This window comes from Heyndrickxia acidiproducens DSM 23148 (assembly GCF_000374345.1).
Lineage (GTDB): Bacteria > Bacillota > Bacilli > Bacillales > Bacillaceae_C > Weizmannia > Weizmannia acidiproducens.
Genome location: NZ_KB893989.1, coordinates 52,062 through 68,527 on the forward strand (window position 1 = coordinate 52,062; position 16,466 = coordinate 68,527).

19 protein-coding genes and 2 pseudogenes are annotated in these 16,466 nt (G+C 42.1%); 12 read left to right on the forward strand and 9 right to left on the reverse strand.

Features of this window, described 5'->3' with window-relative positions:
• Nucleotides 1-333: 333 nt before the first annotated feature.
• A complete protein-coding gene (deoD, locus tag C232_RS0107290; RefSeq protein WP_018662812.1) occupies nucleotides 334-1,035 on the reverse strand; it encodes a purine-nucleoside phosphorylase in 702 nt (233 codons plus the stop codon).
• Between the two features lie 512 nt (nucleotides 1,036-1,547).
• On the opposite strand from deoD, the gene C232_RS0107295 reads away from it, so the two are divergent.
• The 6 genes from C232_RS0107295 (at nucleotide 1,548) to C232_RS0107320 (ending at nucleotide 6,632) form a co-directional block, all read left to right on the forward strand.
• Nucleotides 1,548-2,741 carry a phosphopentomutase gene (locus C232_RS0107295; protein ID WP_018662813.1) on the forward strand — a complete coding sequence of 398 codons (1,194 nt, stop codon included), beginning with the start codon at nucleotides 1,548-1,550 and terminating at the stop codon, nucleotides 2,739-2,741.
• Nucleotides 2,742-2,757: 16 nt separating this feature from the next.
• Nucleotides 2,758-4,059: a pyrimidine-nucleoside phosphorylase gene (locus C232_RS0107300; RefSeq protein ID WP_018662814.1), complete on the forward strand. Its 1,302-nt coding sequence runs from the start codon at nucleotides 2,758-2,760 to the stop codon at nucleotides 4,057-4,059.
• A 52-nt stretch (nucleotides 4,060-4,111) separates the two neighbouring features.
• Nucleotides 4,112-4,756 (forward strand): deoxyribose-phosphate aldolase, encoded by a 645-nt coding sequence (gene deoC / locus C232_RS0107305; RefSeq protein ID WP_018662815.1) that lies wholly within the window; start codon nucleotides 4,112-4,114, stop codon nucleotides 4,754-4,756.
• Between the two features lie 26 nt (nucleotides 4,757-4,782).
• A complete protein-coding gene (locus tag C232_RS0107310; RefSeq protein ID WP_018662816.1) occupies nucleotides 4,783-5,178 on the forward strand; it encodes a cytidine deaminase in 396 nt (131 codons plus the stop codon).
• 205 nt (nucleotides 5,179-5,383) lie between these two features.
• Nucleotides 5,384-5,782: a hypothetical protein gene (locus C232_RS0107315; protein ID WP_018662817.1), complete on the forward strand. Its 399-nt coding sequence runs from the start codon at nucleotides 5,384-5,386 to the stop codon at nucleotides 5,780-5,782.
• Between the two features lie 148 nt (nucleotides 5,783-5,930).
• Nucleotides 5,931-6,632, forward strand: coding sequence for a DUF421 domain-containing protein (locus C232_RS0107320; RefSeq protein ID WP_018662818.1), 702 nt, complete (start codon nucleotides 5,931-5,933; stop codon nucleotides 6,630-6,632).
• A 322-nt stretch (nucleotides 6,633-6,954) separates the two neighbouring features.
• On the opposite strand, the gene C232_RS0107325 is transcribed toward C232_RS0107320, so the two are convergent.
• A complete protein-coding gene (locus tag C232_RS0107325; protein ID WP_018662819.1) occupies nucleotides 6,955-7,524 on the reverse strand; it encodes a cysteine hydrolase family protein in 570 nt (189 codons plus the stop codon).
• Nucleotides 7,525-7,632: 108 nt separating this feature from the next.
• On the opposite strand from C232_RS0107325, the gene C232_RS0107330 reads away from it, so the two are divergent.
• Together C232_RS0107330 and C232_RS19750 are read left to right on the forward strand one after the other, a co-directional pair.
• Nucleotides 7,633-8,241: a TetR/AcrR family transcriptional regulator gene (locus C232_RS0107330; RefSeq protein WP_018662820.1), complete on the forward strand. Its 609-nt coding sequence runs from the start codon at nucleotides 7,633-7,635 to the stop codon at nucleotides 8,239-8,241.
• A 52-nt stretch (nucleotides 8,242-8,293) separates the two neighbouring features.
• A complete protein-coding gene (locus tag C232_RS19750) occupies nucleotides 8,294-8,524 on the forward strand; it encodes a hypothetical protein (RefSeq protein WP_018662821.1) in 231 nt (76 codons plus the stop codon).
• A 298-nt stretch (nucleotides 8,525-8,822) separates the two neighbouring features.
• On the opposite strand, the gene C232_RS0107340 is transcribed toward C232_RS19750, so the two are convergent.
• The 3 genes and pseudogenes from C232_RS0107340 to C232_RS19325 all read right to left on the reverse strand — a co-directional run.
• Nucleotides 8,823-9,038, reverse strand: coding sequence for a helix-turn-helix domain-containing protein (locus tag C232_RS0107340; RefSeq protein WP_018662830.1), 216 nt, complete (start codon nucleotides 9,036-9,038; stop codon nucleotides 8,823-8,825).
• Between the two features lie 10 nt (nucleotides 9,039-9,048).
• The gene (locus C232_RS0107345; protein ID WP_026314520.1) at nucleotides 9,049-9,540 is read right to left on the reverse strand and encodes a DUF2975 domain-containing protein; all 492 of its coding nucleotides are present in this window, start codon (nucleotides 9,538-9,540) and stop codon (nucleotides 9,049-9,051) included.
• A gap of 192 nt (nucleotides 9,541-9,732) precedes the next feature.
• Nucleotides 9,733-9,985: pseudogene (locus C232_RS19325) on the reverse strand (IS66 family transposase); the annotation flags it as partial.
• Between the two features lie 110 nt (nucleotides 9,986-10,095).
• Here C232_RS19325 and C232_RS0107350 point away from each other — a divergent pair.
• From C232_RS0107350 to C232_RS0107360, 3 genes are all read left to right on the forward strand, one after another.
• Nucleotides 10,096-10,596, forward strand: a complete 501-nt coding sequence (locus C232_RS0107350) for a DUF2243 domain-containing protein (protein WP_018662835.1) — start codon at nucleotides 10,096-10,098, stop codon at nucleotides 10,594-10,596.
• A complete protein-coding gene (locus C232_RS0107355; protein WP_018662837.1) occupies nucleotides 10,583-11,374 on the forward strand; it encodes a cytochrome c oxidase assembly protein in 792 nt (263 codons plus the stop codon). Before C232_RS0107350 ends, C232_RS0107355 begins: the two co-directional genes overlap by 14 nt.
• 174 nt (nucleotides 11,375-11,548) lie before the next feature.
• The gene (locus tag C232_RS0107360) at nucleotides 11,549-11,740 is read left to right on the forward strand and encodes a YbxH family protein (RefSeq protein WP_018662839.1); all 192 of its coding nucleotides are present in this window, start codon (nucleotides 11,549-11,551) and stop codon (nucleotides 11,738-11,740) included.
• A gap of 92 nt (nucleotides 11,741-11,832) precedes the next feature.
• Here the strand turns inward: C232_RS0107360 and C232_RS0107365 are convergent, their stop codons facing one another.
• Nucleotides 11,833-12,054, reverse strand: coding sequence for a hypothetical protein (locus C232_RS0107365; RefSeq protein ID WP_018662841.1), 222 nt, complete (start codon nucleotides 12,052-12,054; stop codon nucleotides 11,833-11,835).
• A gap of 264 nt (nucleotides 12,055-12,318) precedes the next feature.
• Between C232_RS0107365 and C232_RS18475 the strand changes: the two are divergent.
• Nucleotides 12,319-13,218, forward strand: a pseudogene (locus C232_RS18475) (SDR family oxidoreductase).
• Between the two features lie 129 nt (nucleotides 13,219-13,347).
• On the opposite strand, the gene C232_RS0107375 reads toward C232_RS18475, so the two are convergent.
• The 3 genes from C232_RS0107375 to C232_RS0107385 all read right to left on the reverse strand — a co-directional run bounded on the left by C232_RS0107375 (nucleotide 13,348) and on the right by C232_RS0107385 (nucleotide 15,708).
• On the reverse strand, nucleotides 13,348-14,550 hold the full coding sequence (locus C232_RS0107375) for an AGE family epimerase/isomerase (protein WP_018662854.1): 1,203 nt from the start codon (nucleotides 14,548-14,550) through the stop codon (nucleotides 13,348-13,350).
• 160 nt (nucleotides 14,551-14,710) lie between these two features.
• On the reverse strand, nucleotides 14,711-15,385 hold the full coding sequence (locus tag C232_RS0107380; protein WP_018662856.1) for a DUF1129 family protein: 675 nt from the start codon (nucleotides 15,383-15,385) through the stop codon (nucleotides 14,711-14,713).
• Nucleotides 15,382-15,708 (reverse strand): PadR family transcriptional regulator, encoded by a 327-nt coding sequence (locus tag C232_RS0107385; protein WP_018662858.1) that lies wholly within the window; start codon nucleotides 15,706-15,708, stop codon nucleotides 15,382-15,384. The genes C232_RS0107380 and C232_RS0107385 overlap by 4 nt, the downstream gene beginning before the upstream one ends.
• Nucleotides 15,709-16,466 lie beyond the last annotated feature (758 nt).

Here is a 16,466-nt window from a genome sequence, read left to right on the forward strand (position 1 = left end):
AGCATAATATGATAGCACTTCTATCAGGCAGGGCTTTTGTATTCTTTTTCACACAATGCCCAATATAACACGCAAATGGAAAAATATAAACGCAAATATGAATTTATTTTTAAAGACTAAATTTTCAATTTTTACAAAGTGGTAAAAAGCGGACTTTGAAGGTGATGATAAAGGGGAAACAAAGGGAAAAGCAGGCCGTCCAAAGAAAGGGGGGCCTGCTTTAGTAGGAATGATCCTATACTTAACAGGCAGTAAGACTTCCGCCTCAAGATTTAAGGCACGAAGAGTGAAGGCAGGTGATCAACTGTTTGTAATGGTTTGATTCATTTCACTTTATTTTATGGCAGCATGGAGTGCTACGTGGATCATATCGTTAAAAGTTGTTTGCCGTTCCGCTGCACTTGTGGCTTCTCCGGATAAAATATGGTCACTGACCGTTAAAATTGCCAAAGCTTTTCTGCCATATTTTGCGGCCAGCGTGTACAGTGCGGCTGTTTCCATTTCCAGAGCCAAAATGCCATACTGTGCCCATTTTTCATGCTCGGCAGCGTCATCGTAGAACAAGTCAGCACTGAAGACATTGCCGACTTTTAAGTTCAGGCCTTTTTCAATCCCGCTTTCATAAGCGTTTTTTAGCAAATCAAAATTGGCGAGCGGAGCATAATCAACAGCACCAAAAATTTTTCTGTTGATTTGGGAATCGGTGGATGCTCCCATTGCCAGGATGACGTCACGGATTTTCACGTCTTTTTGGATCGCGCCGCATGTGCCGACACGGATCAAGTTTTTTACACCGTACTCCTTCATTAGCTCTGTAATGTAAATGGAGATGGAAGGAATCCCCATGCCTGTTCCTTGAACGGAAACTCTTTTGCCTTCATATGTACCGGTAAACCCTAACATGTTCCGGACTTCGTTATAACAAACGGCATTCTCCAGAAAATTCTCCGCAATATATTTTGCCCGCAGCGGATCCCCTGGCAGTAAAATCGTTTCTGCAATATCGCCTTGTTTTGCGTTAATATGTGTACTCATTTCACACACTCCTAATTGAATGAATTAGTATAGAAAATCAACCTGCACGTGATGGCACTGCAGGAAGCTAAAAAGCATGGAAAAGGAAATTTCCCCTAATCCTTTCCTTTCTTTTTAGATAGCAAGATGCATCTTAGAATATATGAGACACTATAGCATGATTTGAAAATTTTGTAAACGTAGACATAGTTTGTGTTTTCAAAGCCAAACTACCAAATGATACCGTTCTTCGTAAAACAATAGTAAAATGATAGATGAAGAAAGAAACAAAGGGAAAAGCTAGGACTAGCCGCCGCGGTTTTTCAGCCTTTAATCCGTCTCTGATTAAGCAGCTGCTTTCTTTATTGCAAAATGTTTTACAGCTTTTCCATGGCTGGAATTCTGATTAGAAGGCTGCATGAAAACAAAAAACCTGCGGCCGGGGCTTTTTGCCTTGTTTCCTTTGTTATTGATATAATGTTATCGTTATCATGTTGTCGTACAGGTCTAAGAATGTAAAGGAGTGCTTCACGATGTTGAAAAATTTTAAACGTGTATCCATTATTGTCATCGATTCAGTCGGAATTGGAGAAGCTCCGGATGCGGAAAAATATGGGGATAGCGGCTGTGACACGCTCGGCCATACAGCTGAAAAAATGAACGGATTAAACATTCCGAATATGGCAGCGATGGGACTGTCCAATATTCGCCCGGAAAATCCGCTAAAAGGTGTACAAGTACAGGAACACCCGACTGCATTCTATACAAAAATGCAGGAAATCTCCGCCGGAAAAGACAGCATGGACGGCCACTGGGAAATGATGGGGCTGCCTGTCATGAGCCCGCTGCATACATTCCCAAACGGTTTTCCGGATGAATTGATTAAAAAAATTGAAGATTTCAGCGGCAGAAAAGTGATTTGGAATAAACCGGCGAGCGGCACCGAGATCATTAAGCAATTTGGAGAACAGCAAATGAAAACGGGTGAACTGATCGTTTATACTTCCGGTGACTCCGTTTTGCAAATTGCGGCACATGAAGAAGTCATTCCACTTGAGGAACTGTATAAAATCTGCGCATATGCCCGCAGCCTTACAATTGATGAACCTTACCGTATCGGCCGCGTCATTGCAAGGCCATATGTCGGCACCGCTGCCGATAACTTCACAAGAACGGCTAACCGTAAAGATCTCACACTTGAACCAACGGAAAAAACGGTCATGGACTTCATAAAAGACAAGGGCCTCGATTCCATTGCCATCGGGAAAATTAATGATATTTTCAGCGGGCACGGGATTACAAAAGGCTATCATACAGACAGCAATATGGATGGCATGGATAAACTCGTAGCTGCTTTAAAAGAGCCTTTCCACGGTCTGTGCTTCACCAATCTGGTCGATTTTGACGCCAAATACGGCCACCGCCGGAATCCAATCGAATACGGGAAGGCAATTGAAGCATTTGACAAACGGCTTGATGAAGTTCTGCCTGAATTGAATGAAGAGGATTTGCTGATCATTACAGCCGACCATGGAAATGATCCGGCATTCAAAGGTACAGATCATACCCGTGAATATGTGCCGCTGCTTGTGTATTCGCCAAGATTTAAAGAAGGGCGCGCATTGCCGGTAAGGCAAACCTTTGCGGATCTGGGAGCAACCATTGCGGAAAACTTTGGCGTACAGGCACCAAAAATCGGGAAAAGCTTTTTAAACGAACTGCAGTAAAAGGTGGTCGATGAAGATGCGAATGATTGATATTATTGAAAAAAAGAGAAACGGCGAAGCGCTCGCGACTGAAGAAATCAATTTTTTTGTAAAAGGCTATACCGAGGGTACTATTCCGGATTATCAGGCAAGTGCATTGGCCATGGCCATTTATTTTCAGGATATGACAGACCGTGAGATTGCCGACCTGACAATGGCAATGGTACATTCCGGCGAGACGCTTGACCTGTCCGCTATCCACGGCGTTAAAGTGGATAAGCATTCGACAGGCGGCGTCGGGGATACCACTACATTAGTGCTTGCACCGCTTGTCGCAGCTCTTGGGGTTCCGGTTGCAAAAATGTCCGGCCGGGGCCTCGGGCACACGGGCGGTACAATTGATAAACTGGAATCCATCAAAGGATTTCACGTGGAAATTACGAAAGAACAATTCATTGACCTTGTGAACCGGGAAAAAGTGGCGGTCATCGGCCAAACAGCTGACCTTGCCCCTGCAGATAAGAAGTTGTACGCGTTAAGAGATGTAACCGGAACAGTCAATTCATTACCGCTTATCGCAAGTTCGATCATGAGTAAAAAAATTGCTGCGGGTGCGGATGCCATTGTACTGGATGTCACGACCGGAGCCGGTGCATTTATGAAGAATGAGGATGATGCCGTGCGCCTGGCAAAAACGATGGTGCGCATCGGCAGCCATGTCGGGCGCAAAACGATGGCGGTGATTTCGAATATGTCGCAGCCGCTTGGATTTGCAATCGGCAACGCGCTGGAAGTAAAAGAAGCGATTGATACGCTGAAAGGCGAAGGCCCGGAAGATTTAACCGAACTGGTTCTCGCGCTGGGCAGCCAAATGGTATTGCTGGCCGGCAAAGCATCAACACTGGAGGAAGCCGGAAAAATGCTGGAAGAAGCCATCACAAACGGTGCCGGCCTTGAAAAGTTCAAAAAATTCGTCGCCAACCAAGGCGGAGATCCTTCTGTCGTTGACCATCCGGAAGAGCTTCCACAGGCGAAATATATCATTGACCTGCCGGCAAAAACTTCCGGTTATGTATCCGGGATCGTTGCTGACCAAATTGGAATTGCGGCCATGCTTTTAGGAGCCGGCCGGGCAACGAAAGAAGACAAAATTGATTTTGCTGTCGGACTTGTCTTGCGAAAGAAAGTCGGAGATAAGGTGGAAGCCGGCGATACGCTTGTGACCATTCATGCAAACCGGGAAGATATTGAAGAAGTGAAAGAGAAAATTTATCAAAACATCACCATTTCGGATCATGCAGAAGAACCGAAACTCATCCATGAAATCATAACAGCGTAATAATGGAAAGAAAGCCAATCGAAACGCATAATATGTAGAAAGAGGATTTGATATGAACAATCTTGCCCAATATATTGACCACACATTATTAAAACCGAATGCGGAAGAAAACGACATTTTTAAATTACTGGAAGAAGCCAGGCAATACCAATTCGCATCTGTCTGTATCAATCCGTTCTGGGTCAAAACGGCTGCTGAAAAGCTGTCCGGGTCCGGCGTGAAAGTATGTACCGTGATTGGTTTTCCGCTTGGTGCCACCACTTCTGAAGCAAAGGCTTTTGAAACTAAAAAAGCAATTGAAGATGGTGCGGACGAGGTTGACATGGTGCTGAACATCGGTGCTTTAAAAAGTGGAAAAGCGGATATCGTTGAGGATGATATCCGCGCTGTTGTAAAAGCTGCACAGGGGAGACTTGTCAAAGTGATCATTGAAACCTGCCTGCTGTCGGATGAAGAAAAAGAACAGGCTTGCAGGCTGGCAGTGAAGGCCGGTGCAGATTTTGTAAAAACATCGACTGGTTTTTCAACAGGCGGTGCCACTGTAGAAGATGTTCAATTGATGAGAAAAGCAGTTGGCGAAAAAGCCGGCGTGAAAGCATCAGGAGGAATCCATTCAAAAGCTGATGCAGAGGCCATGATTGCTGCTGGTGCGACAAGAATCGGAGCAAGCTCTGGTGTACAAATCGTAAGTGAATGATGCTGTTGAAGAGGGGTGTGTCAAAGATGGATGTTGAAAAATGGGTCAAAGATGCAATTGAAACCCGGAAATCCGCATATGTTCCCTATTCCCATTTTCAGGTTGGCGCTTGTCTAGTAACGAAAAACGGAAAGGAATACCTCGGGTGCAATATAGAAAACGCTTCATACGGATTAACGAATTGTGCCGAAAGAACGGCTATCTTCAAAGCCGTATCCGAAGGGGAAAGGGACTTTCAATATTTGGTTGTGGCCGGTGATACGGATGAACCCATTGTGCCATGCGGGGCATGCCGCCAAGTAATCAGCGAATTTTGCCCAAGCGATATGCCGGTCCTGTTGGTAAATACAAAAGGAGACAGAAGAAAAACCACTGTCGGCGAATTGCTCCCCGGGGCGTTTTCCAAAAGTGATATGAAATGAAAAAGCGGGCATCCTCCAAAGCGGGGCTGCCCGCTTTTTAGTACCCGGTAAGGAAAGGTTAGCATTTTTAGGTGAACTTTGTTTATATACACCAATTCTAAATTATGCTTACTTCCAGTTCTTGATAACATTCAATTAATACATGGGTACATTCATAAACGTCCGGAATATAATGTCACATTAAGAAGCGGTGGGGGTGGGGCAATTGGCATTTAATGAAAACATGGTTGATCAAGAAGAAAAAAATGAGGAATTGATCATTAAATTAAAAAAGCAAGTTGCTGTTGGTGTTTGGCTTCAATTTACCGGGCACCTTATCGAGTTATTGGGTTTATATGAATTACTTCAACTGAATGGAGAAATCTCTGAAGGGGATATTCAAATTGTCTCGGGATCTTTGATTGGCACGATTGGAGATTTAGTAGAAGCCATTGCAGTCACCAGCCAAATTTTAACAAAGGATAAAGAGCGATTAATAGATGAACAAAAACTTGCAATCACCGGGGATTCACTGGTCTCATTAGGATCCGCATTTGAGGCAATAGGCGGAATGAAAGTTTTGGAGAAAGAGAAAGCCGGCCAACATACAAGACTGGTGCCATGAAGGTCTCTAATTCCGTTGATTCGATATGGACATATCCTGATTTCAAAAAATTATCCTGTTATAGTATTGCAACTCTACAATAGGCTTAAAATATAAAGTATCCGGGATCTAATCATTGCCGGTTTATGGGATAAGGATGTGCCATGATATGGATTTTTTTCAAAGCCAGGAAACGCTCACTACAGTTGGGTGGACGCTTCGTGCGATTATAGCTTTCCTGTTTTTGGTAATAGTTGCTAAAGTTTTGGGGCAGCGTACCATCTCCCAATTAAGGCTCCTTGATTTCGTTATTGCATTGGTCATTGGAAATATTATTGCCCACCCGTTATCAGATCCGCATCTCGGTCTTAAAGGTTCAATTGTTACTACCATTGTGTTAGTCATCCTGTATCTTGGGGGCATTTTTCTGATTCTGAAATGGCCCGGATTCAGAAAACTGATTAATCATAAACCAGTCACCATTATTCAGGACGGGGAAATCCTTTATACAGGGTTAAAAAAAGCAAGAATATCTATTGACGTATTATTAGAAGAACTAAGGGAAGAAAAAATTGAAGATGTAAAAAAAGTAGCCTTAGCGATTTGGGAAGCAGATGGAAAATTATCCGTTTTCCTGGACCCGAAATATCAGCCCCTGACACCCAGTTCCAGCATGAAAACCGGCGGATTCTACTTGCCAAAAACAATTATCAAAGAGGGGAAAATAAATTATAAAGAGCTGGCTCAGATTCATAAAGATGAACAGTGGCTGATTTCGCACTTAGAAAGACTTTACCAAACCGAAGTAAAAAATGTCCTCCTCGCCACTTATGACGGGAAGGAAAACTTACAGATTTTTTTATATAGGTAGTTTGTGCTATAAATTACATAAGCATTATTCATTTTCCTTCAAGAAGACAGCAAGATGTTCAAAATGGATCGTACTGATTTCTCGTAATTTACAGTGCTGATGGAGTGAAAAACGGTGCATAAATCTTTAATGAACATAAAGAGAACCAGCGGATAAGTACAACCGCCGGTACATGGCAGGACAAAATCAATCGTTCTTAAAGGGGCAGGCTTTTTAAGTTAACGATTTAAAGGTTAACGAACTACAGCATGCTACCCAAGACTAAATTTTTTTGGACGGTCCGCTTCGCTGTTTCCGAGCAGCTTTGAAACATCCCCTTAGCTCAATCTAATGTATCAATCCAATTGTCGACAGTCATCACTTTTGCCTGGGCAGGAAATAATTTCTCGGTAAGAATGCGGTGAACTTCAGGATCGGAATCATGGCAAGCATCCTTCAGTACTGTTAATGAAAAATCTTTATCCGCAGCTTCTCGCAATGTCGACAAAACCACACCACTTGTGGAGATGCCACTGAGAATGAGCGTATCGATTTCCTTGGCTCTTAGGATGACCTCAAGGTTGCTTCCGGCGAAGGCACTTAGCCGATATTTTGTGACAACAGGTTCATTTTCTTCAGGTTTAACGGATGCATGAATCTGTGTCGCTTCATCAGAAGTCGTCATGCCTCCAATTTCGGCAACCTGTGCAAATTTTTTATTCCGTGAATTGATTTCATGATAACCATTGCTGAACCCGACACGTACAAAAATAACTGGAATACCGTGTTCACGTGCGCTTGCCAGGGCTTTCCGGCTTTGAAACAGCACCTCGTTCGTTTCAGCAAAACGTGATACAATACCGTTTTGCATATCCATGATTAATAATGCAGCTTTTTCGATATGATTTTGCATAGGTTGTCAGCTCCTGTTCAATCGGTTAATATTAAGTGGAGAATTCTCCATTTAATATAAACGGAGACATATCCGCTTGTCAATGTTTTTCGATTGGGAGTGATGAAAATGAAGAATGGAAAAATAACCAACACACGCACGGAACGACGCGATGCTGCTGAGAATCGGCAACGTATATTAGAAACAGCCAGCAGGCTATTTGAACAAAATGGTGTAGAACAGGTTAGTATGAATCAAATTGCAGCGAAAGCAGGGATTGGTCCGGGAACCCTCTACCGCCGTTATAGAAACAAAGGGGAGTTATGTCTGGATTTAATTAAAGATAATGTTGTGCTTTATTTCGAGAAAATTGACAAGTATTTGCAGGACAATCAGACCGCTCCGGCAAGTATCCGTTTGAAGGGGGTTCTCCACTTATTTATCCGTTTCAGAGAAAGTAAAGCCCAATTGCTTAAAGGTGTTGAGGATGCTGAGCCAAACTATGGCAAGAAGTCGAAATCGAGAAGTCCTTTATATGATGAAATGCATCAACATCTCGTAAATCTTTTTAACGAAATGGATGCTGAAGAACACGGGCAGCAGGACAATATCTTTAAAGCCGATGTTCTGCTTGCGGCATTAAGAAGCGAGAATTATCTGTTTCAAAGACAGGTGCGCGGATATTCCCCCGAGGAAATCGTCGAGCAGCTCTGTAACATATTTATCGCCCGTCACTGAAAACATAAAATGTTATTTCTGTTGCTAAGGGTAAACAATAGTTGTCAATAATATGAGAAAATGGCAATGTTGCAAACTCCTTGCCAAGGACTTGAGAAGAAAATCAAAAAAGTATACCGAAGATGGACACGTCGTGGTCCGGACGGCTAATTACTACTATACGCTTCAGGCGCGCCATACTTTTAAAGGGCCGAACTTAGGCGCATACCGGGCAGTCCATGAACGGATCACTGCAAAAAAACAAATGGCAGAGCCGGAGGGGGAAGAGAACGTTATTTTATAAAGTCTTGAATTGGACGTCAGAATATAACCCGGCCTGAAAATGAAAGGCCGGGTGTTGCTATGAATAATTTCAATTACCCTCCACATGCAGTCAGTACCGCAGTCAGGATTGGACACAGCATTTGTCCAGAAGTGGTTCGGACGTTTTCGTGCTTACGGGCTCTCTGTTTTGCATCAGGCAATCCCGTTGATAGGGTCATTTTTTCTTTCTAAACCTCTTCTTGCTGTTTAAATCGACTAGTTTTCCTTCATCTGTTTTAAAAAGCTATGACAAGCAGGCTAACAATCATTGATTAAACTTAAGTGTCTTCATCACTTCGGTATTCTAGTAAATCTCCGGGTTGGCATTCTAAAGCTTTGCAAATAGCATCTAAAGTTGATAATCGAATCGCTTTTGCCCTGCCATTTTTCAATATAGAAAGGTTAGCCATTGTGATTCCAACCCTCTCTGAAAGTTCTGTTACGCTCATTTTCCTTTTAGCCAGCATCACATCAATATTGATTATAATTGCCATTCATTTCACCTCAGACCGTTAATTCATTTTCTGATTTTATATGTATTGCTTCTTGTAAAAGGCGCTGGAGAACAGCAGAAAAGACTGCAATCACCATGGAAGCAAAGACAGGGATCATTGCAACGATAATAAGACCCGGGGCATCGTCTGCATCCGCCATCATATAGACTAATGGTAGGGCTACGACATACAATACACTGATCATAATGGCACAGTTTTTTATTTTCTTGAGCGCTCTTACAGACAATTTCGAGAAAGCCTTGTTCTTGTCAATATAGCTTAAAAGGAAAAAAGATTGATACAAAGCGAAGAAATATGGGACCGCAGAAACATACATAATCATTAAAATGCCGTATACCACAAAAGCCAAATCTGAACCTCTGTCTGCTGCTTCATGAGCTTCATTCGCTATCTGGGGCAACCAAAATAGACACAAAGCCAGAACAGGCACCCCCATTAGAATAACTGCTAACTTTAAAAAAAGTGTTGAACCTCGTTTCATAAAAAGCACCTCTCTGATTTCATTTAAAAAAATTTTAACACCTTTTTTATCGATTTTCAATATATATTTATCAAATTTCGTTAACTTTTTGTTGAAGTTTTCCCACTCGATGCTTATCAGTCTTGCAAATGCCCTGTTTCCACACATGTACCAGAAATTTTTCGACAATCAGTCTTGATTACTTTTGACGATTCTTCGTTTGCCCGGAGACAAATGCTTGAATTGCCTTTCGAGCCGAAATAAGTCATCGCAGTATTTAACACCAGCGTGTCCATTTTTGCTGTCTGCTTTTAACCAATATCGGCGGACGTGTGCCCGGCAGTTTGCGAGACTGGCGCCTTCTATTTTTGTCGTATGCTGAATATCCATCACAGACTACTGTTCCAGAATAACTTTTAAGGAAACTTTCAAGAACAGAGCAGGCACGTGTCAATGCACTTTGAAAATCGAAGGGACAAGTTTTTCATTCGGCCTTGAATAACAATTGTTTAATTACGGGTATTTGAAGGATACACTAAATTTATTCAGACAATTAAAATGATAAAGGAGAAGAAAATGGTTAAAAACGGAAACAAAAATAAGGGTCGATCTAATTACTCAAGCCGAAATCTATGGTCAGGCTTCTTGTTCGGCCTTGGCATTGCTGCTTTTATAGATGAGACTGTCTTTCATCAATTACTACGTTGGCATCATTTTTACGATAAGTCCACGACCGGGATTGGACTGATTTCAGATGGTTTGTTTCATGCTTTTAGTTGGTTTGCGACTATCGGAGGATTGTTTATGTTCGCCGACATTCGCCGACGTAACGCATTGTGGATCACGAGGTGGTGGGGAGGATTGTTCATTGGTGCAGACGGGTTCCAGTTATATGATGGTACAATTCAGCACAAATTAATGCGGATACATCAGATTCGTTATGTAGAGAATGTAATCATCTATGACCTGATATGGAACATACTAGCTGTTTTAATGCTTATAATCGGTCTCAGCCTTGTTGTTCGCACAAGAAGTAGACAACAACCGGATAAGGATGCCTCACATGAACATCAATAACCACATTCATCATACCGATGGAACTCACATCTATCATGTAGTTGGAATAATCCCTCAGCTGCTTTTGGCACTACCGTTTGTGGCGGCTTTGGTTATGTATATCCTTGCGGTAGTGGTTTCCAGCAGGAGGCACAAACCATGGCCGATATACCGTACTGTTTGCTGGGTTTTTGGAGTTCTTTTCGCTACTAACGCAGTTGCAGGTCCGCTGGCTAATCGTGCACATGCAGATTTTACAGCTCACATGTTTGGCCATTTATTTTTGGGGATGCTTGCGCCATTGCTTATGGCACTGGCTGCGCCGATGACGCTTATGCTGCGAACGTTAAGCGTTCCCTTAGCAAGAAGGTTTTCAAAGGTTCTAAGAAGTGGGCCATCGCGGATACTTACCAATCCGGTTATTGCATCTTTTCTTAATATAGGAGGGCTTTGGTTATTATACACTACCAACCTGTACTCGCTTATGCACGAGCATATCCTCTTGTATCTAATCGTACATTTCCATGTATTTCTAGCCGGCTATTTATTTACAGTGTCAATGATCTATATTGATCCGATACCCCACCGTACTTCTTTTTTGTACCGGGCAATCGTATTTGTTGCTGCCTTAGCGGGGCATGGTGTTCTATCAAAGTACATCTATGCGCACCCGCCTGTTGGGGTACCCGAAGATCAAGCAAAACTTGGAGGCATGCTCATGTATTATGGCGGGGATATCATCGACATTGTTATGATCTTCATCCTTTGTTTACATTGGTTTAGAGCAACCCGACCTTGAATAAGGACAGCTATAAGTCATCGGAAATGGATAGGTTGTAAAAGAAGCATTACTAGATGGAAAAAGAAAACAAGGTAAAAACATAGGCTCAGATGATTATGATGCATGCAATTTGTTATTTCCAGCATCCTATAGGTAAAACCAAAAATGATACTGGAAAGGAAATGATACAAGATGGGTGCAATCGAGCATAATGGATATATCTTCGAACCGGAGTTCAGTGTGATTAGCCAAACAGGTGCTATCCATGTTTATCATGGAGAAAAATTTATTGAAGAAATCCGATTTGAATTTAATGGTGATTATCCTCAGCAAGATCTAATAGAAGAATTAGTAAATCACTATCTGTATGAAAAACATCTTTAGTTAGTCAAGGATGAAAACCAATTTACCTGAACCAGCACAGGCAAATTGGTTTTTTCCTTGCCAGATACCCAATCATCATGCTGATCCAAGCATCATGACTGATCTTCCAAGATAAGATGGGCGTGCAATTCCTGAATTTTTGAGATGATTTCTTTTTGTGTCAATTGCCTGGAGTTAAATTCAATTTTGATCTCTCCGTCATTTGTATCCGTCAATACACGCTCAATCCCGTCCATCTTTTTCAATTCATGTTCAACCAACTGAATTTGGGTTGGATCGGTTGCATTTTTGACGTAAGCGGTCATACTTTCCATTATATTCCTCTTTCAATAAAGTACAATTATTATTGAGTTTACCCTTTTTTAAAAAATTATAGCTGTCCATTAAGAATACAGCCGTGCGCTATATCCCCCCACACGGCGTTTGGTTGCTCAACTCCCACATTCTGCTGGATCGGAGGAGGCCACCCAATCCGTTTTTCTGGGCTTAGAACAGAAAGCCCCCTTAGCCGGGTTGGGCATGAACGTTATTTTTTCATCTGAATACATTAAGAAAAAATGGAATAAAGAGGTGTAACCATGGATGCTAAGCCATCCTATTATGGATCAGAAATAAAGTGTGAAGATGTCCCCAATACATTTCCGCCCCAGCAGCAGACGAGGCAACCGGGATTAGAATATTTAATGATTCCCAGACCTGTTTATGACAATCCCCATTATGTCGGAACCGGAAAATTGAACAACTAGGTTGCAATTATCAGTGGAGGTGACAGTGGAATTGGCAGAGCTGTAGCAGTAGCTTTTGCGAAAGAAGGAGCAGATATCGTCATTGCCTATTTTGATGAACATGAAGATGCCAGGGAAACGAAGCAGGCTGTTGAACGTTTGGGACAGCGTTGTCTCTTGATTCCGGGAGATTTGCGTAACAAGAATCAATGCCAATATGTAGTTGCCTGCACCCTTAAAACATTCGGCAAAATAAATGTTCTTGTCAATAACTTAGCGGTTCAATTTGTTCAAAATCGATTTTTGGATATTAGCGATGAACAGTGGCATACGACGTTTGATACAAATTTACATCCGTTTTTTTACATGACGAAGGCCGCGCTTCCTCATATGACTGAAGGAAGCAGCATTATTAATACTGCGTCGATTAATGCCTATACCGGCCGGAAAGATTTGATTGATTATACAGCTACAAAAGGGGCAATCGTCAGCTTTACACGAGCACTTGCCAATAACATCATTGACCAGGGAATCAGGGTGAATGCTGTTGCCCCGGGCCCAATCTGGACACCGCTTATTCCTGCGTCCTTTTCACCAGATATGGTAAAAACGTTTGGAAGTAACGTACCCATGAAACGCGCAGGCCAGCCTTATGAACTGGCTCCTGTCTATGTGTTGCTTGCTTCAAGCGACGGCTCTTATATCACAGGCCAGACCATTCATGTGAACGGCGGCGGCTTTGTCGCTTCCTAGACGGGGCTTGAATCCGATTTTTATATCTGACACGTTCAGCAAACCTTGTTTCATCACAAATTAAAAAAACTGCCGTTAAACGGATTATACGTTGCGGCAGTTCCAAATATAGAAAAAATGATCAAAACTTTATTCAGCAAGTTCGGTTTGGGAAAAGGATGTTAATGCTATGAGGCAATTCGTTACAGGATGATAATCTGTTTTGGGCGGCGGGCTTTTTATATTGCTGTAACGGTGATTGAACCGATTAAGCAGTTGATACCAGCCGCCTCTTTGTTGATCAACAAAATAGGTCCAGCAATAGGCAAATAGATCATTATACAATTGCAGTGCACTGCGGTCATATGCAGCTAACAGGGATGATGCTCCTATCGCTTCAGCCATGACCCAGTAGTATTTATCATAATCGATGATATATCCGCCGGGAGCCATGCTAAAATAAATTCCTCCATTTTTCCGGTCCAAGCCCAAGTGAATGGCGGACTGGAACAAGGACTGTGCCATCGGTTTACGCCAATTCCCGGGGTCAAGCCGCTCCAACAGCAGCAACAGCTTGCTCCATTCAATAGAATGGCCAAAAATAAAGCCATAAGGACGAAGCTCACTTTTCGTAATGCCATAATTGTACGTCCAATCGATCGTCCAGTCTTCATGATAGTGCTCCCAAATCAGTCCTCCTGATTGGGGAAGAAGACGAAACATAACCGACTCAGCAATCCGTTTCGCTCTCTCAAGATAACGTTTGTTTCCGGTTGCTTCATACGCTGTCATCATTGCTTCGCATAAATGCATATTGGCATTCTGTCCGCGATAGGAGGATATTTCGGACCAGTCAGCCGAGATTTCATCAAGATAAAGCCCCTCTTTTTCTCTCCAAAAATAACGTTCTAATACATCAAATGTATCAGCTATCATGGGAACAGCGGAGGATATGCCAGCTTTGGCGGCTGTCGCTGCGGCTAACAAAACAAAGGCATGGCCATATGCTCTTTTCACTGGTTTAGATACAGACCGGCCTTTCAATTCCCAATAATACCCGCCATGCTTGTGGTCGCGTTGGTGACGCTGCAAAAATGTAATGCCGTGTTCCGCCAGTTGCCGGTACGCTTGATCAGGCTTCAACAACGATGCCACACTGAAAATAAACACAAATCTTGCCTGGCCTACAAGCTGTTTTGTTTCATAATCACATACTGTGCCGTCATCAAGAAAGCAATTGATATATCCGCCGAAAACTTTGTCCATACATCGGGGGGCATAAAAGTTCACCGTATCAAGGATATGCTGCTTTAGAAAATAGGCTGATGTAAAATCCGGCAATTTCCGCTCCATCTTAGATCACTCCTTATAGAAGGTACTTTATGATCCGGCCCCGGCAAATATGAGAGCAGGAAACAGCCGCAATTTTCAAAAGACGGAACTTGGGATGGGGGCTTCATTTCATAACTGCAATGCTTTTTATTTAAGTAAATGGATTCCAGTAGTAAAATGCTTAAATTGATGCTCTTGTTATTCGTGCAGCTGCATAAAGAACAATTCCGATAAGTAACAAAACATATACCGGCATGGTTACAACAGGACCAAAATCGGGGATTAAATAGATTACAAGCATAAATATCCCCAAAGATAGAGCGCTATAGATCCAAAGAATAATGAATTCAAGTATTTTATTGATCCCTTTAAAACAACTCCAACGAAGGTAATAAATAATAACGTACAATAAGAAAAATGCAATCGGAATGGAAACGATCACTTGAAGAAGTACTGAGCCAATGTGATAGGCTTCTGCCCATTTTCCTTTGCCGAGTACGTAATAGAAAAACAGGGTAAGAAATCCTGAAAAAAATGTACTGGCCGCCAGGTAATACAAACAAAGCATTGCAAAAAATTGTATTTGCTCCTTCGTCATCATTTTCGGAAGCTCGCCAATAATGTCATTGGTGTATTGCTTAGGATCATTACCAAAAACCTCTTCGGCTGTCTTTCCTTCCGCCTGTGCTTGCAATAAATGATCCAGCAGTTCGGATAAAACTTCTTCTGTTTCCTGTTCGGACTTACTGAAGGACAAGCGAATATACACAAGCATGTCTTCATAATATTTCAGATTTTCTTTTGTCAGCTGTGTACGTTTTTTGTTGTTTTCTTCAATCAATTCTTCCGCCTTCATTGTTCTCCTCCTACTAACATACGATCTACCGGAGTTTTAATTCCTTCCCAGTTTGTTCTGAATTCCTCCAGCGCTTTTGCACCTTCCTCGGTCAGATAATAATATTTCCGATTTGGCCCGTTTGGTGATTTTCTCAATTCCCCCTTAATCAATTTCTCCTTTTGCAAACGCAGCAAAACCGGATAAATCGATCCTTCACTGACGGAAAGACCGTAATCCCTGAGTTTCATTGATAATTCATAGCCGTAAACCGTCTGGCGTGAAATAATGGCAAGCATACATCCTTCCAGTATCCCTTTTAATAATTGGCTTCTCATGGACATAATCCTCACCTGCCTTAAATCCAATTTAGCAGTTTCTTTATAGAAAATGTGTATCTTGTATTACAATGTAGTATATCAGTTGCACAGCTAAGTTGCAATACATGATAGTAAAAATAATAAATCCAAAGGAACAACCCTTTTTAACAATCAGTAAACCTTCAATAATTCCGCGAATTATAACAAAAAGCCTCACACCTGTCCTGTTCCTTTGTGGAGGTACAGATATAAATGATTCCGCCTTGGAGTTCACTGAAGGGGGCAAGCGGGTAGTGTTGCTGGATTTGGTCAAGCCGTTGACTTAGGCACGATATCAAGAGGAGCAGCAGGCCCCGCGTTAATCTTTCAACTTTGCCAAGGTCCCGGCCGGACATCCAGCTTTGCCGGAAGCTACTTCAATTACCAAACCGGCTGGAAGACGATGGAGGTTTTTTAGGGATTCAAAGTTTTTAGATAATAAAAAGCCCTAATTGAGGATATCACTCATTCAAGGCTATAAATTAAAATCAATCAGTCTTTTTTATCTTTTGTAGTTCTTTTATCACGCTTGGTTTTCTTTTTTTATTTCCTTACTAAAACTTGAAAGTACGAAAATCGTGCAAACCCCTTGTCACCACTGCGGTTACCCCGGCTAATTTAGAGCTAAGCTGCTTTAATTAGGTGTTTTTGATAGCTGACAGGTAACTTTTTTAAAAATTGCTCAATAATAGTATTTAGTACTTCTTCACAAAGGATATACTCATCCTTAAAAGCTTCTTTAA